This is a genomic window from Actinomycetospora corticicola, from assembly GCF_013409505.1.
Lineage (GTDB): Bacteria > Actinomycetota > Actinomycetes > Mycobacteriales > Pseudonocardiaceae > Actinomycetospora > Actinomycetospora corticicola.
In genome coordinates, this window is record NZ_JACCBN010000001.1 from 3,449,036 (window position 1) to 3,464,589 (window position 15,554).

A 15,554-nucleotide genomic window follows, 5' to 3' on the forward strand; every position below is an offset into this window, starting at 1 on the left:
GCGGGAGGGAGGGTCGGCACCGGTCGTCGGAGCGGGGACGGTCGGTCCCCGCGCCGGCTCCGGCGTCAGCCCGAGGCGAACTCCCGCGGGTGTTGGGGCGTCGTACGCTGGGCGAACCGTAGCGCTCACGCAGCGATCACCGCAGCACGGGAAACGGTGTCGAGCCCCGTGGCCCCGGTCACTGTTCCGCTGGGTGAGCCAACTCCGCGCGGGTCGGCGGCTCCGCGCCCGCGCGGGAGCAGGTCCACCCGGCGACACGCGCGGCGAACTCCAGCGCGGCGCGCCAGTCGTCGCCGGTCATGGCGGTGACGGCCGCCCGTCCGAGCCGGTCGTGGTCGTGCAGGTGGGCCAGCAGCGCCGCGTGGACCGAGTCCCCCGCGCCGATCGTGTCCACCACCGGGCGGGAGGTGTCCGCGGGCACCTCGACCACACCCGTCGTCGTGAACGCGCGGAGTCCCTCGGCCCCGCGGGTGACCACGACCGCCCCGGCGCCCGCCGCGAGCAGATCCTCCGGCTCGCGACCCCACCAGGCGGCGTCCTCGTCGGAGAGCTTGACCAGGCCCGCGACGGCGGCGATCGCGTCCAGCCGGTCCCGGACGGCCGCCGCGTCGCCGACGAGGGCGGGGCGGATGTTCGGGTCGAGGCTGACGAACGTCCCCGCCGCCGCGGCGCGCCGGGCGAGGCCGGTGTACATCGAGGCGCCCGGCTCCAGCAGCAGGGAGAGGGTCCCGACGGCGAGCGCGGCCATCGGGGGCTCGCCGGGGTCGGCCACCAGCCGGTCGGCGGTGCCCTCGACGTGGAACGAGTAGCGGGCGTGCCCGGCCTCGTCGAGGGTCACGACGGCGAGCGTGGTCGGCTCCTCGCCGCGCTGCACGAGGTCGGTGTGCACGTGGGAGTCGGCGAGCCGCTCGAGCAGGGCGTCGCCGAACGCGTCGGTCGACAGGCGCGTGAGCATCGCCGTCGGGACCTCGAGGCGCCCGAGCCCGACCGCGACGTTGTACGGCCCGCCGCCCAGCCGCGGCGCGAGCGGGGTCAACGCACCCCCCGTCGCTCCGCTCGTCCCGGCGGGCCGCTGCTCGACCGGCACGAGGTCCACGAGGGCCTCGCCGGCCGAGACGATGGTCGAGCTCCGCTCCGCTCCGTCTCCCGGGACGGTCATCGCACTGCCTCCAGGCCCCAGCGGACGGTCCAGGTCGCCCCGGGCTGCAGGACGACGAGGTCGGTGCCGGAGTTGAGCGCGTCCGGCGGGCACGTCATCGGTTCCACGGCGACAGCCTTGCCCTCGCGGCCGAACGGGCTCCCGGGGGTGAAGGCCTGGACCCAGGCGACGTTGCGGTCGCCCCAGAGCCGGGTGCCGGTGCCGTCGGGCGCGACGAGCTCGGCGAGCACGCCCGCGACGCCGGGGCGGACGCCGAAGCAGGTGTCGAGCTCGAGGTCGGCGACCCGGCGGGGCTGTCGCAGGTTCTCGTCGTCGGTGACCGGCCGGGCCGCGCCCACGGGGATCTGCCGCTCGTCGACGTCGAGCACCGTGGTGGTGGGGACCTGGAGGGTGCAGTCGCCGCTGGGGTGGTCGCCGACGCGCAGGTAGGGGTGGGTGCCCACGCCCGCCGGCACGGCGCCGTCCCCGGTGTTGGTGAGGACGTGCGTGACGGTGAGTCCGGTCGGCGCCACCGTGTAGGTCGTCTCCACGTGCAGCGGCTGGGGCCAGCCGTGCGCCTGCTCGTCGTCGCCGCCCGGGACGTCGATCGCCAGGGTGACCGTGTCGTCGGTGTGCTCGACGAGCGTCCAGGGGCGCTTGCGGACGAGGCCGTGGATGGCGTTGCCGTTCGCCGGCTCGGTGACCTCGAGCTCGTGGGGCGTCCCCGCCCAGTCGAAGCGGGCGCCCGCAGTGCGGTTCGGCCACGGGATCAGCACGCAGCCCGCCCCCATCGGCGGGTCACCCTCGTAGGTCTCCACGTGGTGCGCGCCGTCGACGGTGAACGCGCGCAGCCCGGCCCCGACGCCGGTCACCACCGCGTGCGCACCGCCCGCGCGGATCTCGAACTCGCTCGGCGCCATGGCGGCACCGTAGTGGGTCACCGGGCGAGTCGGGACGATCCACGCAACCGGTTGCCGTGCGAGCCCCGGGATGTCAGCGGTGGCCCACGGCTGACATCCGGTGTCCGCCGTGGGCCACCGCTGACGTCCGGCTGCGCGCGGGAAGTCGGTGGACCCGTCGTCCCCGGAGGCCCTAGCCTGCGCCCCGTGATCTGAGCGCCCGCCGTCGTGTCCGTCCGGTCCCCGGGAGTGCTTCTTGTCATCGATCACGTACGTCCTCGTCCACGGCGCGTTCTCGACCGCCGCCGCCTGGGGCCCCGTCGCCCGCGACCTCGCCCTGCGCGGGCACCGGGTGGTCGCCGTCGACCTGCCCGGGCACGGGCTCGACGCCCGCGACACCGGCATGGTCGGCGTCTCGACCGCCGACGACGTCGCCGCGGTCACGGCCGTCGTGCGCGCGGTGGACGGCCCGGTGGTGCTCGTCGGGCACAGCCGGGGCGGGCTGACCGTCACCGCAGTGGCCAACGCCGTGCCGGAGCGGCTCGCCCACGTCGTGTACGTGTCCGCGTGGTGCTGCGTCGTCGGCGGGCCGTCGGTCTACGCCTCGGTGGCCCCGTCGGCGCTCGACCGGCTGGCGCCGCGGCTGCTGACCGCCGACCCCGCGGAGGTCGCCGAGCTCCGGGTGGACTTCCGGACCACCGACCCCGAGGCGCTCGACGCGCTCCAGGACGCCCTGCTCGCCGACGGTTCGCGCACCGAACTGCTCGCGATGCTGGCGACGATGGACGGGCGGGAGTCGCTCGCGGTCGACGAGGCGATGGTGACGGTGGACCCGGACCGCTGGGGCCGCGTGCCGCGCACCTACGTCCGGCTCGGTGGCGACCGCGCGCTGATGCCGGCGCTGCAGGACCGGTTCGTCGCGGACTCGGAGGCCGTCGGCCTCCCGTTCCGCGTGGTCGACCTCGCGAGCAGTCACCTCGGGGTGCAGCTACGGCCCGGTCCCCTCGTGGACGTGCTGACCGGGCTCCCGTCCTGACGACGGGCCGCCGGGGCGTCGATGGCTCCTCCGACGCGTCCGGTGCGACGGAGGAGCCACCGACCCGACTCGGGAGGACCCGCCGTCGGGACGCCGTGCGGGCTCACGCCGCCGTGAGTTCGGCGTACCGACCGTGCTCGGACACGAGGTCGGTGTGGGTGCCGGACTCGACGACCCGGCCGTGGTCGAGGACCGCGATCCGGTCGGCGTCCTGGACCGTGGAGAGGCGGTGGGCGATCGTCAGGGTCGTCCGGCCGACGGCGAGGGCGTCGAAGGCGTCCTGCACGGCGCGTTCCGTGGCGTTGTCGAGGGCGGACGTGGCCTCGTCGAGCACCAGGATGCGCGGGTTGCGCAGCAGGGTGCGGGCGATGGCCAGGCGCTGGCGCTCGCCGCCGGAGAAGCGGTGTCCGCGCGGCCCGACGACGGTGTCGTACCCCTCGGACAGCCCCTCGATGACGTGGTGGACCTGGGCGGCACGGGTCGCCGCCTCGATCTCCGCGTCGGTGGCGTCCGGCTTCGCGTAGCGCAGGTTCTCCCGCACGGTGGCGTGCAGCAGGTAGGTCTCCTGGCTCACGACGCCGACGATCGCGGCGAGGTCGTCCAGGCGCAGGTCGCGCAGGTCGACGCCGTCGATCGTGATGCGGCCGGTGTCCGGGTCGTGCAGGCGGGCCACGAGCGACCCGAGCGTCGACTTGCCGGAGCCGGTCTCCCCCACCAGCGCGAGGGTCGTCCCGGCCGGGACGTCGAGGGACACGTCGTCGAGCGCCGGCCGGTCGGCACCGGGGTAGGTGAAGGTCACGTGCTCGAGGCGCAGCTCGCCGCGCGGGTGCCCGAGGTCCACCGGGTGCTCCGGCTCCTCGACCTCGATCACGGTGTCCTGGTACTCGAAGATGCGGGCGAACAGCGCCAGCGAGGCCGACACCGAGACCCCGACGTCGAGCAGCGAGGACAGCGGCCGGAACACGCCGGCCTGCAGCGAGGTGAAGGCGACCAGCGTGCCGATCGACAGCGCGCCGGCGGTCCAGGGCAGTCCGGCGCCCAGGTAGATCAGGGCCGGGATCGCGGCGAAGACGATCGACATCGTCGCCATCACCCAGCGGCCCGCGAGCTGGCTGCGCAGCTCCAGGTCGGTGAGGCGCAGCGAGGAGTCGGTGAACCGGGAGACGAGCGCGTCGCCGGTGCCGAGCGTGCGCGAGAGGCGGACGCCGTCGATCGACAGGCCCTCCTCGATGGTGACGTTGAGGTCGGCGAGCTCGCGCTGGCGCTGCGCGGTGATGGTGCGCCGCAGCCGGGCGACGCGCCGCGAGAGCAGCACGGCCGGGGGCAGCACCAGCAGCGTCACGAGCGAGAGCTGCCAGGACAGGGCGACCATCGCGACGGACGAGGCGATCACCGTCGTCAGGTTGGCCGCGATGGAGGTGGCGGTGGAGGTGACGACGGACTGCATGCCGCCGATGTCGTTGGTGATCCGCGACTGCACCTCTCCGGTGCGGGTGCGCGTGAAGAAGCCGAGCGACAGGCGCTGCAGGTGGGAGAAGACGTCGGTGCGCAGCGTGTGCATCACGCGCTGACCGATCTTCGTCGAGATCCAGGTCTGCACGACGCCGAAGGCCGCGGTCACGGCGGCGACGACGACCATCCCGACGACGAGCCACACCAGCAGCGTGACGTCGCGCTGCGGCAGCGCGACGTCGATGACCTCGCGCAGCAGGAAGGGCTGGGCCAGCCCGACGATCGACGACGCGACGATCACGGCGACGACGACGGCCAGGGACCAGCGGTACGGGGCGAACAGCCGGGCGATGCGGCGCAGCGAGACCTGCTTGGCCTGCTCGCGGTCGAGCCGGCGCTGTTCGGCGGAGACTTCGGAAGGGCGGGGCAAGAAGCGCCTCCTGGGTTCGGTGAGGATTTACTGAGGTTACCTCATGATGAGGCTACAACAGCGTCCCGCGCTAGGGTGTTCCCGTGGAGCACGACGAACCCACGTCGGTCAGCGACCTGTTCTGGGCCGTCGCGCGCCGCCTGCGCCACACCTCCCGGGAGACGCTCGCACCCTGGGACGTGAACCCCTCGCAGCTGCGCGCCCTCGGCGTGCTCATGCGCCACGGCTCGGCCCGGCCGGGGGCGCTCGCGAAACACCTCGGGATCGCGCCGCGGTCGGCCACCGAGGTGGTCGACGCCCTGGAGGAGCGCGGGCTCGTGCACCGGGAGACCGACCCCGACGACCGCCGCGCCACCCTCGTCGTCGTGACCGAGCAGGGACGGGAGCTGGGCCGCGCCGTGCGCCAGGCCCGCGCGGCCGAGGCCGACCGGGTGTTCGCGGGGCTGGGCGAGCACGACCGCGCGGAGCTGGAGCGGCTCCTCCGCGAGGTGCTCGGACGCCTCGACGCCTGATCAGCCGACCTGGTCCCGCCAGGTGGCGACCAGCGGGAGGATGCCGTCGACGAGCTCCGCCGGCGCCTCGTCCGCGAGCCCGAGGCAGCAGACGACCTGGAGCCACCGGGCCGACTCGCACAGCGCCAGCAGCTCCCGGTCGGTCGGACGGCCGCCGCGCAGGACGGTCGCCTGGTCGTAGTCGGCGGCGAGACCGGTCAGGGCGAGGTCCCACTCGACCGGCCCGAGGCAGGCGTGCTCGAGGTCGGTGACGACGGGTCCGTCCGTCGTCATCAGGACGTTGTGCGTCGGCGCATCGCCGTGGACCGGTTGGAGCGCCGCGTGCGGGAAGGCCGCGGCGAACCGCTCCGGCGAGCCGAACACCGCGTCGATCCGCGCGTGCTCGCGGCGGGCGACGGCGAGGTCGTCCGGGCCGACGAGCTCCGGGTGTGCGGCGAGGAGGTCGAGCATCTCGGTCATCCAGTCGTCCCAGAAGACCAGGAACGGCAGGTCGACCTCGACGGCGCGGAGGGCCGTGTGGAGGTCGGCGACGTAGCCGGCGGGGTCGTCCAGTTCGACGACCGGGACCGTCTCCAGGTACTCCCACGCCGTCATGACGAGGCCGTCGCGCTCGAAGGGGACCGCGGGCAGCAGCGGTGAGGGACCCGTCGTCGGGAAGTCGAGCTCGCGGAGCGCGAACGACACCGCGAGCTCGGCCCGGCGCTCGGCGAGGGTGCGGGTGGGGTCGGCCTGGCGGGAGGGCGGGAGCACCGTCGGGATCCGCATGACGACGGGCGCGGGTGCGAGGTGCACGACGACGGAGAAGAGGTCGTGCAGGACGACGGGGGTGTCCGCGACGACGCCGTACTCCTCGGCGACCGCCCGCGCGGCCGCCACCGCCCACTCGGTCCGGGCCGCCCGCGCCGTCTCGTCGATCGCCACGCGGGCAGGCTGTCACGCCGGGAGCGGCAGCCGTCCGTCCACGGTGAACTCCGCGTCGTCGCGCTCGGCGAGCACCGAGCCGTCCCGGTCCTCGAAGCGCTCGCCGAGGGGCTCGAAGTCCTCGGGGTCGGGGTCGTCGGTGGCACCGTCGTGGGTGACGACGATCCGGGCCTCCGTGGCCCGCCGGACGACCGAGACCCGGCAGGTCGTGGCCGCCGGGCTGCGGGTCGTGTGCGCGACGGCGACGCGGAGGAGCTCCACGAACGGCGCGGCGATCTCGTCGGGCAGCTCCACGTCCGCGCCGAGCACGGTCAGCTCGACCCCGGCGGTGTCGAGGTCCGACCGCGCCGTGCGCAGCGCGTCGGCCCATCGGTCCGCGGCCGGGTCCGCCGGCTTGTCCGCCTTGCCGCCGTCCGCCTTGCCGCCGTCCGCCTTGCCGCCGTCCGCCGTGCCGCCGTCCGCCGTGCCGCCGTCCGCCACGCCGCTGACCTCCGCGCTGCCGGCCGGCCCATCGCCACCGGCGGCGCTCCCGCCCTCGGCGCTCCCGCCCGCGTCGGTGGCGTCCGATCCGCCGCCGTCAGCCTTGCCGCCGTCAGCGTCGTCGCCGTCCGCCGTGCCGCCCGCCGGCTCCGACCCGACGCCCTGGGGCGTGGCCACCGCCGACGTGGTCTCGACCGGCGTGGTCTCCGTCGACGCGCTCTCCCCCGCTGCGGCCGGCGGCGCGGGCAGGACGGGCGCCGGCCGGGCCGATCCCGTGTACTGCCACCACCGGGTGAGGCCGTGGACGACGAGGCCCGTCACGAGCGTGCTCACCGCCGACGTCACGACCGTGAACAGCGGCGCACCCGCCACCAGGCCCGCGAGCACGCCGACCGAGACGACCACCACGGCGAGGCCCGCGAGCCCGACCCGCGGCGGCAGCAGGATCCGCAGGCTCCCGGCGAGGAAGCCCGCGAAGCCGATCCAGCCGACCCCGATCGCGACGATCGGCACGTAGACCAGGCAGGCGAGCGCGAGCAGCGCGACGACCACGCCCTCGCGGGGGTGCACGACCCCCGGCCGGCTGACGTAGCCGACCTGGAGCCCGAGGACGGCGAGGGCGAGCACCAGCCCCAGCAGCGCGCCCGCGAGGTTGAGCGTCGGCGCGACGGCGGCGTAGGCGAGCAGGGCGTACCCGGCCAGGACGGTGACGACGAGCGGGGTGACGGAGCGGTCGGTCGGGGTCGTCACCCGCCGGAGGGTACGGCCCCCGCGTCTACGCCTGGCTCGCCGGCGCGTCCTCGGGGGCACCGGCGACGGGCGCGCGGTAGCGCCAGAACGCCGGGAAGGCGAGGACCACGGCAAGCATCCCGACGACGACGGCGGCGCCACCCAGCGCGGTGGCCGCGCCGGTGCCGATCGCGTCGGCGGCCCAGCCGTGCCACAGGTCGGCGACCCGCGGCCCGCCGGCCACGACCACCACGAAGACGCCCTGCATCCGGCCGCGCATCTCGTCGGTCGCCACGGTCTGCAGCATCGTCGAGCGGAAGACCGAGCTGACGAGGTCGGCAGCGCCCGCAGCCGCGAGCAGGAGCACGGCGAGCCACAGGATCGAGGTGAGGCCGGCCAGCGCCACGCCGACGCCCCACAGGGACACCGCGATCGTCACCGCCACGCCCTGCCGGGCGATCCCGTGCAGCCGCCCGGAGAGCAGCCCGCCCAGGGCGGCGCCGCCCGCGATCGAGGCGGAGAGCAACCCGTAGGCGGGTCCGCCGCCAAAGGTCTCGACGGCCGCCTCCGGGAACACCGCGCGCGGCATCCCGAAGCCCATCGCCACGAGGTCGGCGAGGAAGCTGACGAGCAGCACCTTCGACATCGCGGCGTAGCGGAAGCCGTCGACCACCGACCGGAGCCCGGCGCTGGTGCGGATCGCGTGCAGCACGCCGCGCAGACCCGTCTCCGCGCCGTCGGCCACGGGCAGCCGTGGGAGCCGGTACGCCGCCCAGATCGAGACGGTCAGGCAGACGGTGTCGACGAGGTAGAGCACCCCGACGTCGATGAACGCCAGCGCCACCCCGCCCACCAGCGGGCCGGCAAAGGCGCCGAGCTGCTGCACCGTGAACCACAACGTGTTGGCCGCCGGGAGCTGGTCGAGCGGCAGGATCCGGGGCAGGACCGCGGACCGGGTCGGTTGGTTCACCGCGAGACACGCGGTCTGCACGGCGAAGATCACGAGGACCGTCCACGGCCCACCGAAGTGCGTCAGGGCGCTCACGCCGAGCAGCGCCGAGCTCACGGCGATGCCGACGCCGGAGACGACGAGCAGCATCCGGCGGTCCACGGCGTCGGCGATCGCCCCGCCCCAGAGCCCGAACACCACCAGCGGCACGAGCCCGAACAGCCCGGTCAGCCCCACCCAGGCCGACGACCCGGTCATCTCGTAGAGCTGGAACGGCACCGCGACGACGGTCAGCTGGGCACCGACGACGGTGACCACGCCCGCCGTCCAGAGCCGACGGAAGGCAGGCGTCTTCAGCGGGGTCGTGTCGGCGAGCAGGCCGCGCCGTGGTCGTTCGCTCACCGAACGATCGTAAGCACCGATCTCACATGGTCACGGTGCGAGCCCCGCCACGATGCGCGAATCCGACGTCCGGCCCGTCCCGGCTGCGCGATCCCGTCGGTCCGGGACCGCGCGCGAAGCGTGAGCGGCGGTCGTCGGCACCCTCCCTCCCGCGGCGCGCCGCTCCGGGCGATCCACGTCGCGCTGCTCCCGGAGGACCGATCGCCGTCCCGGGACGACGTCGACACCGGGCCGGACGAGTCGGACCGTCAGCCGGTCCGCGCGACACCCGATCACCGGCGTCGGCCGGCCCGGGCGCCGCCGGACCCGATGCGTCCCGCGGACCGCACGACCGCCGGGGCCGCGCCGCCGACGGACGCGACCCGCTCGGCGAGCAGCCGGGCCCTCGCGCCGCGCGTCGGGCAGGTCCACCCCGGCGACGAGTCCGAACCGACGACGCACGGGAGAGCCGTCGACCACGCACCTCGTCGCTGTCGCCGGTGCCGGGGCGGCGCGGGACGACCTCCGGCTTGTCGAACTCGCCGGGATCCATCTCGGCGTCGTCCGCGGACTGCGGTCGGAACTCGGGGGCGTCCGGCTCGGCGTCGCCGGGGAGGCCGAGCGCCTCGCCGAGGACCTCGGCCGGCCGGTCGAGGAGTCGGCGGACCTGCTGGGACGTCGCGCCCGTGACCACGAGCCGCACCTCCACCGGCGCGGGCGCCTCGGCGGCGGCGTCCAGCTCGGCCGCCAGCCACGGCTCCTCGCACAGCGCGCTCCACGCCGCGGGCGACAGCACCTGCGCCGCCAGGTCGTAGGCCACGTCCACGAGGTCCTGCGTCGAGGCGGTCCGCGCGACGTGCACCAGCAGGCGCTCGACCTCGGCCGTCGCTCGGCCGTCCGCGGCGAACACCCGCAGCATCGACCCGACGATCACCGACCGGGTCTCGTCGAACACCAGTTCGTCCATGCCCCGCAGGCTAACGGCCACCCCCGACAGTCACGGTGGCTGCGCCTGGTGAGCAGAAGAGGTCGCGATAGCGACCTTTTCTGCTCACCTGCGCGAAGCGCACCTACGGCGCCAGGCGCTCGACCACCCAGTCGCCGCGCGCGGGGTTGAAGCGGAAGCGCAGCCGGTCGTGCAGCCGGGAGGTCCGGCCCTGCCAGAACTCGACGTGGGTCGGGAGCAGCCGCCACCCGCCCCAGTGCGGCGGCGGCGGGATCTCCTCGTCGTCGGCGAAGCGCGCCTCGACGGTGGTGAACAGGTCCTCGAGGGCCTCGCGGTCACGCACCGTGGCCGACTGCGGCGAGGCCCAGGCGCCGAGCTGGGAGGTGCGGGGACGGCCGCGCCAGTACTCCGCCGTCTCCTCCTTCCCGAGCAGCTCGACGGCGCCGATGACGGTCGCCTGCCGCTGCATCCCGTACCAGGGGAAGGTCACCGACGCCTGCCGCGTCTGGCGCAGCTGGTGGGACTTCTCCGAGGTGTAGTTGGTGAAGAAGGTGACCCCGCGGGCGTCGATGTCCTTGGCGAGCACCGTCCGGGTGGTCACGCGGTACTCGTCGTCGACGGTGCCGAGCACCATCGCGTTCGGGTCCGGCACGCCGGCCTCACGGGCGGCCTCGAGCCACGCGGCGAGCTGCTCGTGCCAGGTGGCGGCGAGGTCGTCCACCTCGAGTTCACCGGCGCGATAGTCGACACGGAGGTCCGCGATCGGAGCGTTCACCCGGCCACGGTAGGCACGCGGGACGGCCCGCGGGAACCCCGTGAGAGATGGGACAAATCGACGGTGGGGCGCACGCGCACGCCACAGGTGGTGACCCGGGACACAGCAGCGCATCCGGGAGCTTGGGAGGATGGCCGCCGTGACCGCTGAATCAGTGACGATCCCGGCCGAGCTCCTCCCCGCCGACGGCCGCTTCGGGTGCGGCCCCTCGAAGGTGCGCCCCGAGCAGCTGCAGGCCGTGGCCGACGCCGCGCACGTCATGGGCACCTCCCACCGCCAGAAGCCGGTGAAGGACCTGGTCGCCCGCATCCGGAGCGGCCTCGGCAGCCTGTTCGAGCTGCCCGACGGGTACGAGGTCGTGCTGGGCAACGGCGGGTCGACGGCGTTCTGGGACGCGGCGGCGGTCGGACTGATCCGCGAGCGCTCGCTGCACCTCACGTACGGGGAGTTCTCCTCGAAGTTCGCGGGGGTCGCGAAGGGCGCCCCGTTCCTCGCCGACCCGGTGGTCGTCACCAGCGACCCGGGCTCCGCCCCGGAGCCGCGCTCCGACGACTCGGTCGACCTCATCGCCTGGGCGCACAACGAGACCTCGACCGGCGTCGCCGTCCCGGTCGCCCGGCCGGCCGGCAGCGACGGGAAGCTCGTCGCGATCGACGCGACCTCGGGCGCAGGCGGCCTGCCCGTCGAGGTGTCCCAGGCCGACGTCTACTACTTCGCGCCGCAGAAGGGGTTCGCCTCCGACGGCGGGCTGTGGATCGCGCTGATGAGCCCGGACGCCCTGGCGCGGGTGGACGAGATCGCGAGCACCGACCGCTGGATCCCCGAGTTCCTCTCGCTGCCGACCGCCATCGACAACTCGCGCAAGGACCAGACCTACAACACGCCCGCCGTCGCCACGCTGATCATGATGGCCGACCAGATCGAGTGGATGAACTCCTCCGGCGGGATGGCCTGGACCACCGCGCGGACCAGGGACTCCAGCGACCGGCTGTACTCCTGGGCGGAGAAGTCGAGCTACGCGACGCCCTTCGTGACGGAGCCCGCCCACCGCTCCCAGGTCGTCGGCACGATCGACTTCGCCGACGAGGTCGACGCGGCCGCGGTGGCGAGGATCCTCCGCGCGCACGGGGTCGTCGACACCGAGCCCTACCGCAAGCTCGGGCGCAACCAGCTGCGGATCGGGATGTTCCCCGCGGTCGACCCGGAGGACGTGTCGAAGCTGACCGAGTGCATCGACCACGTGGTGGGCGCGCTCAGCGCGTGACGGAGCTCGACCCGGTCGGGGTGGAACGCGCGGCGCGCCTCCCTCGAAGGGGGCAGGCGCTCGCCTAGCGTCGTCGGTGGACTTGCAGGGCTACCGGGGAGGCCGACCATGCGCGAGCTCCGGGTCGTGGGCCTGGGTGACGACACGTCGACGGTGATCCTCGAGGACCCGATCCGCCACGAGCGGTTCACCATCCCCTCCGACGAGCGGCTCCGGGCCGCCGCGCGGGGCGACGTGCGGCGGCTGGGACAGATGGAGATCGAGACGACGTCGCCGCTGCGGCCGCGCGACATCCAGGCGCGGATCCGCAGCGGGGAGTCGGTCGCCGACGTGGCGGCCGGGGCGGGGGTCCCGGCGGCGCACGTCGAGCGGTTCGCCTACCCGGTGCTGCTCGAGCGCGCCCGGGTCGCCGAGATCGCCCGGCGGGGCCACCACGTGCCCGCGGAGGGACCGGCGGATCCGCGGACGCTGGGCGAGACGATCGGCTCGGTGCTCTCCGGCCGCGGCCAGGACGCCTCCGACGCGACGTGGGACGCCTGGAAGGGCGAGGACGGGCGCTGGGTGGTGGCCATGTCGTGGCGCACCGGGCACTCCGACCACCTCGCCCACTGGACCTACACCCCCGGTGCCTCCGGGGGTGCGGTGCAGCCCCGCGACGAGTCGGCGCGGGACGTGATGGGGCTCGACCCGGCGCCCGGGCCGCGCCGCGCGGACGGCAGCGCCGCCCGACCCGCCGTCGGGAACGGCGGCGAGGCGCCGGAGGAGGTCGCCGAGCCCGAGCAGCAGCAGGAGGAGGAGTCGGCGGTCGCCGTCGGCGGTGGACCGGCGCCGCGCCCGAACGCCGCCACGCGGCCGACGGGCGGGACCCGGGCCCGGGGCTCGCGCTCCGTCCCGGACCAGCGGACCCCCGAACGCCCCCGTCAGGCCCGTCCGCGGGAGACCTCGCGGACGGACCCGGGTCGGGACGACGGCGGAGGGGCCGGTGGGACCGGCAAGGGCCGGCCGAAGTCGCACCCGATCGTCCCCTCGTGGGAGGACGTGCTGCTCGGGGTGCGCTCACCCCGCAGTTAGGACCGCGACCACCAGGGGTGGGACCGCGAGCCCCATCCCGGTGAAGGCACCCCACACCGCCCAGCGCCACGTCGGCACCGTGCGGTTGAGCCACAGCGCGGGCACGAGGCCCGCGACGACCACGAGGTCGATCAGCACGCCGAACCACCCCAGCCCGGCGACCAACGGCAGCGCCAGCGCCAGGTTCGCCGCGAGCACGAGGCCCGCCACGATCGCGGCGAGGGTCGTCCCGGTCACCCAGGGAGTGGGCTCGGTGAAGACGGTCGAGACGGTCCCGGGCACGCGGCGGCCCCGACGACGGGTCGGGAGCGGCACCGCGGGCACCCGCGGCGCGGTGGTCACCGCGCGCAGCGGGATGCGCAGCCCGGTCACGGGGTCGCGGTAGTCCACCGGGCGCCGCAGCACCACCGAGACCCGCGCCGCGAGGTGCCGGCCGGTCCGGCTGACCCGGACGCCCTCCGACGACCGGGGGCCGGCCCCGGAGCGCTCCCAGGCGTCGGCCGCCCGGGCCCAGTCGTCGAGCTCGCCCACGAGGCCGGGCGTGAGGTCCGCGCCGGGCGCGTAGTGGCCCCAGCCCTCGTCGACGGCCGCCCCGAGCGGGTGGCCGCCCACCAGGGCACGCCCGCGGCGGGCGCCGACCTCGAGGACGGTCACGCGGTCCCCGCGCTGCCGACGGCGTGGAAGGCGACCGCTCCCGCCGTCGCGACGTTCAGGGAGTCGACGCCCGGCACCATCGGGATGCGCACGTGGACCTCGGCGAGGGCCAGGGCCTCGTCGGACAGCCCCGGGCCCTCGGCACCGAGCAGCAGGGCGACGCGCTCGCGGTCGGCCAGCGCGCCCGGCGCGACGTCCCCCGCGGGCGTGAGGGCCCCGAGGACGAAGCCGTGGGCGCGCAGCGCGGTGGTGAGCTCCGGCCAGGACGCGATCACGAACGGCACGCGCAGGACATGGCCCATCGACACGCGGACGCTGCGCCGGTAGAGCGGGTCCGCGCAGCCCGGGGCCAGCAGCACGGCGTCCACGCCGAGCGCGGCGGCGTTGCGGAACAGCGAGCCGAGGTTCTCGTGGTCGTTGACGCCCTCCAGGACCGCGACGCGGGTCGCGTGCGCGAGCAGGTCGTCGAGGTCCGGGGCGGGGGCGCGGTCGGCGCTCGCGAGCACCCCGCGGTTGAGGTGGAAGCCCACGACCTCGGCCATGGTGTCCGCGTCGGTGACGAAGGCGGGGACGTCGAGCGCGGCGAGCTCGGGCGCGAGTTCGTGGATGCGCCGGGGCACGCCGAGCAGGGCCCGCGGCGGGTACGGCGAGGCGAGCAGCCGGCGCACCACCACCGTGCCCTCGGCCAGCACCAGACCCCGGCCGCCGGGGCGGTCCGGGCGACGGTCCGCCCGGGAGAGGTCGCGGAAGTCGTCCAGCAGGGCGTGCCGGACGGCGGGTGGATCGGGCTCCCCCGCTCCGTCGAGTTCCACGATCCGCGCCACGACCGCATCGTTCCAGACGTGATCTCCTCCGGGCTCGAACCGTGGGGTGTGCCGGCCGGGGGCACGGGGCATGCCGAGGGCACGGGTGCGGCGCGCGGCGCTCGGCCCTGACGGCACGGTCCGCGACTGACAGGATGGGGTCGGCCGGGGAGGCGCAGCGGGGCTCGACCGAGGACCGCAGAGCGTCCCCCGGATACGGGAGGCGAAGACGTGAGCGAGATGCGGGTGGTCGGCGTCCTGGCCGTCGACGACGCGGCACAGCAGACGGCGTCGGACGCCAACCGGCATCCGGTGGTGCTCCTGCAGGAGACGACGGGCAAGCGGTGCCTCCAGATCTGGATCGGCCTGGCGGAGGCCGAGGCGATCGCCCTGGAGCAGCAGGGCCGACTGCCCGAACGCCCCCTGACGCACGTCCTGATCGCCGACGTGGTCACGGCGCTCGGGCGCACCCTGGAGCGGATCGAGATCACCGAGGTGCGCGGCGGCACCTTCTACGCCGACCTGGTCTTCGACCGCGGACTGCGGGTCTCCGCCCGCCCCAGCGACTCGATCGCGATCGCGCTGCACGTCGACGTGCCGATCCACGCCACCGAGGCCGTGCTGGTCGAGGCCGGGGTGCTCGTCGACGACGACGAGTCCTCCGGCGAGGAGGGCGAGGGCGACGGCGCGGCCGACGTGCCCGACGAGGAGGAGGTCGACCGCTTCCGGGCCTTCCTCGACAACGTCTCCCCCGAGGACTTCGGCCGCGGTTCCTGACGGCGGGCTCCCCACACCTGCCGCACGGCCTACTGCGACCACCGCATCTGCATGTGCGCCGAGCGGCGCCCTCCCCGGGAGCATCTCCGCTGAACGGACGCTATGACGAGGCGAACGGTGGTCGCCCCTGGTGTGTGACACACGGCTGTGTCACCGTGATCGGGGTCGTCGGGGGAGAGCACCGCCCGACCTCCGCCCGACACGACGGGCGGGGGTGCGGGCCGAGAGAGGGAGCCGGGCACTGATGGGGCCGACCGCCGTACCGACCGTCCCGGCGCACTCCCACGACCGTCTCGGCAGCCCACCGCCGTGCCGCCCGTCGGCGGGAGGCGGGAAC

15 protein-coding genes are annotated in these 15,554 nt (G+C 75.1%); 5 read left to right on the plus strand and 10 right to left on the minus strand.

The window, feature by feature from the left end; translation table 11 throughout:
• Positions 1 to 178: 178 nt before the first annotated feature.
• Positions 179 to 1,159, minus strand: coding sequence for a carbohydrate kinase family protein (locus tag BJ983_RS16755; protein ID WP_179794830.1), 981 nt, complete (start codon positions 1,157 to 1,159; stop codon positions 179 to 181).
• Positions 1,156 to 2,058 (minus strand): aldose 1-epimerase family protein, encoded by a 903-nt coding sequence (locus BJ983_RS16760; protein ID WP_179794831.1) that lies wholly within the window; start codon positions 2,056 to 2,058, stop codon positions 1,156 to 1,158. Before BJ983_RS16760 ends, BJ983_RS16755 begins: the two co-directional genes overlap by 4 nt.
• Positions 2,059 to 2,293: 235 nt before the next feature.
• On the opposite strand from BJ983_RS16760, the gene BJ983_RS16765 reads away from it, so the two are divergent.
• Positions 2,294 to 3,073 (plus strand): alpha/beta hydrolase, encoded by a 780-nt coding sequence (locus BJ983_RS16765; RefSeq protein ID WP_179794832.1) that lies wholly within the window; start codon positions 2,294 to 2,296, stop codon positions 3,071 to 3,073.
• Positions 3,074 to 3,176: 103 nt separating this feature from the next.
• Here the strand turns inward: BJ983_RS16765 and BJ983_RS16770 are convergent, their stop codons facing one another.
• On the minus strand, positions 3,177 to 4,955 hold the full coding sequence (locus BJ983_RS16770) for an ABC transporter ATP-binding protein (protein ID WP_179794833.1): 1,779 nt from the start codon (positions 4,953 to 4,955) through the stop codon (positions 3,177 to 3,179).
• A gap of 83 nt (positions 4,956 to 5,038) precedes the next feature.
• Between BJ983_RS16770 and BJ983_RS16775 the strand changes: the two genes are divergently transcribed.
• Positions 5,039 to 5,467 carry a MarR family transcriptional regulator gene (locus BJ983_RS16775; protein WP_179794834.1) on the plus strand — a complete coding sequence of 143 codons (429 nt, stop codon included), beginning with the start codon at positions 5,039 to 5,041 and terminating at the stop codon, positions 5,465 to 5,467.
• Here BJ983_RS16775 and BJ983_RS16780 read toward each other — a convergent pair whose 3' ends face one another.
• From BJ983_RS16780 to pdxH, 5 genes are all read right to left on the minus strand, one after another.
• On the minus strand, positions 5,468 to 6,388 hold the full coding sequence (locus BJ983_RS16780) for a phosphotransferase (protein ID WP_179794835.1): 921 nt from the start codon (positions 6,386 to 6,388) through the stop codon (positions 5,468 to 5,470).
• Between the two features lie 12 nt (positions 6,389 to 6,400).
• A complete protein-coding gene (locus BJ983_RS16785; protein WP_179794836.1) occupies positions 6,401 to 7,618 on the minus strand; it encodes a hypothetical protein in 1,218 nt (405 codons plus the stop codon).
• 25 nt (positions 7,619 to 7,643) lie between these two features.
• Positions 7,644 to 8,948: an MFS transporter gene (locus BJ983_RS16790; RefSeq protein ID WP_179794837.1), complete on the minus strand. Its 1,305-nt coding sequence runs from the start codon at positions 8,946 to 8,948 to the stop codon at positions 7,644 to 7,646.
• A 22-nt stretch (positions 8,949 to 8,970) separates the two neighbouring features.
• Complete coding sequence (locus tag BJ983_RS16795; protein WP_179794838.1) at positions 8,971 to 9,894, minus strand: hypothetical protein; 924 nt, start codon at positions 9,892 to 9,894, stop codon at positions 8,971 to 8,973.
• Positions 9,895 to 9,997: 103 nt separating this feature from the next.
• On the minus strand, positions 9,998 to 10,648 hold the full coding sequence (pdxH, locus tag BJ983_RS16800) for a pyridoxamine 5'-phosphate oxidase (RefSeq protein WP_179794839.1): 651 nt from the start codon (positions 10,646 to 10,648) through the stop codon (positions 9,998 to 10,000).
• 139 nt (positions 10,649 to 10,787) lie between these two features.
• Between pdxH and serC the strand changes: the two genes are divergently transcribed.
• Both serC and sepH read left to right on the plus strand, forming a co-directional pair.
• Entirely contained in the window at positions 10,788 to 11,912 is a 1,125-nt protein-coding gene (gene serC / locus BJ983_RS16805; protein WP_425484768.1) for a phosphoserine transaminase, read from the plus strand.
• Positions 11,913 to 12,020: 108 nt separating this feature from the next.
• Positions 12,021 to 12,983: a septation protein SepH gene (sepH, locus tag BJ983_RS16810; protein WP_179794841.1), complete on the plus strand. Its 963-nt coding sequence runs from the start codon at positions 12,021 to 12,023 to the stop codon at positions 12,981 to 12,983.
• Here the strand turns inward: sepH and BJ983_RS32360 are convergent.
• Entirely contained in the window at positions 12,969 to 13,637 is a 669-nt protein-coding gene (locus BJ983_RS32360) for a DUF2537 domain-containing protein (protein WP_179794842.1), read from the minus strand. The genes sepH and BJ983_RS32360 overlap by 15 nt on opposite strands.
• On the minus strand, positions 13,634 to 14,461 hold the full coding sequence (locus BJ983_RS16820; protein ID WP_425484769.1) for a TrmH family RNA methyltransferase: 828 nt from the start codon (positions 14,459 to 14,461) through the stop codon (positions 13,634 to 13,636). The genes BJ983_RS32360 and BJ983_RS16820 overlap by 4 nt, the downstream gene beginning before the upstream one ends.
• Positions 14,462 to 14,671: 210 nt before the next feature.
• Between BJ983_RS16820 and BJ983_RS16825 the strand changes: the two genes are divergently transcribed.
• A complete protein-coding gene (locus BJ983_RS16825) occupies positions 14,672 to 15,217 on the plus strand; it encodes a bifunctional nuclease domain-containing protein (protein WP_179794843.1) in 546 nt (181 codons plus the stop codon).
• The last annotated feature ends 337 nt before the right edge of the window (positions 15,218 to 15,554 follow it).

Bases quoted from the DNA above. Each gene is read 5' to 3' on its own strand.
- BJ983_RS16755 (WP_179794830.1), bottom strand. From the start codon at position 1,159: ATGACCGTCCCGGGAGACGGAGCGGAGCGGAGCTCGACCATCGTCTCG.
- BJ983_RS16760 (WP_179794831.1), bottom strand. From the start codon at position 2,058: ATGGCGCCGAGCGAGTTCGAGATCCGCGCGGGCGGTGCGCACGCGGTG.
- BJ983_RS16795 (WP_179794838.1), bottom strand. From the start codon at position 9,894: ATGGACGAACTGGTGTTCGACGAGACCCGGTCGGTGATCGTCGGGTCG.
- sepH (WP_179794841.1), top strand. From the start codon at position 12,021: ATGCGCGAGCTCCGGGTCGTGGGCCTGGGTGACGACACGTCGACGGTG.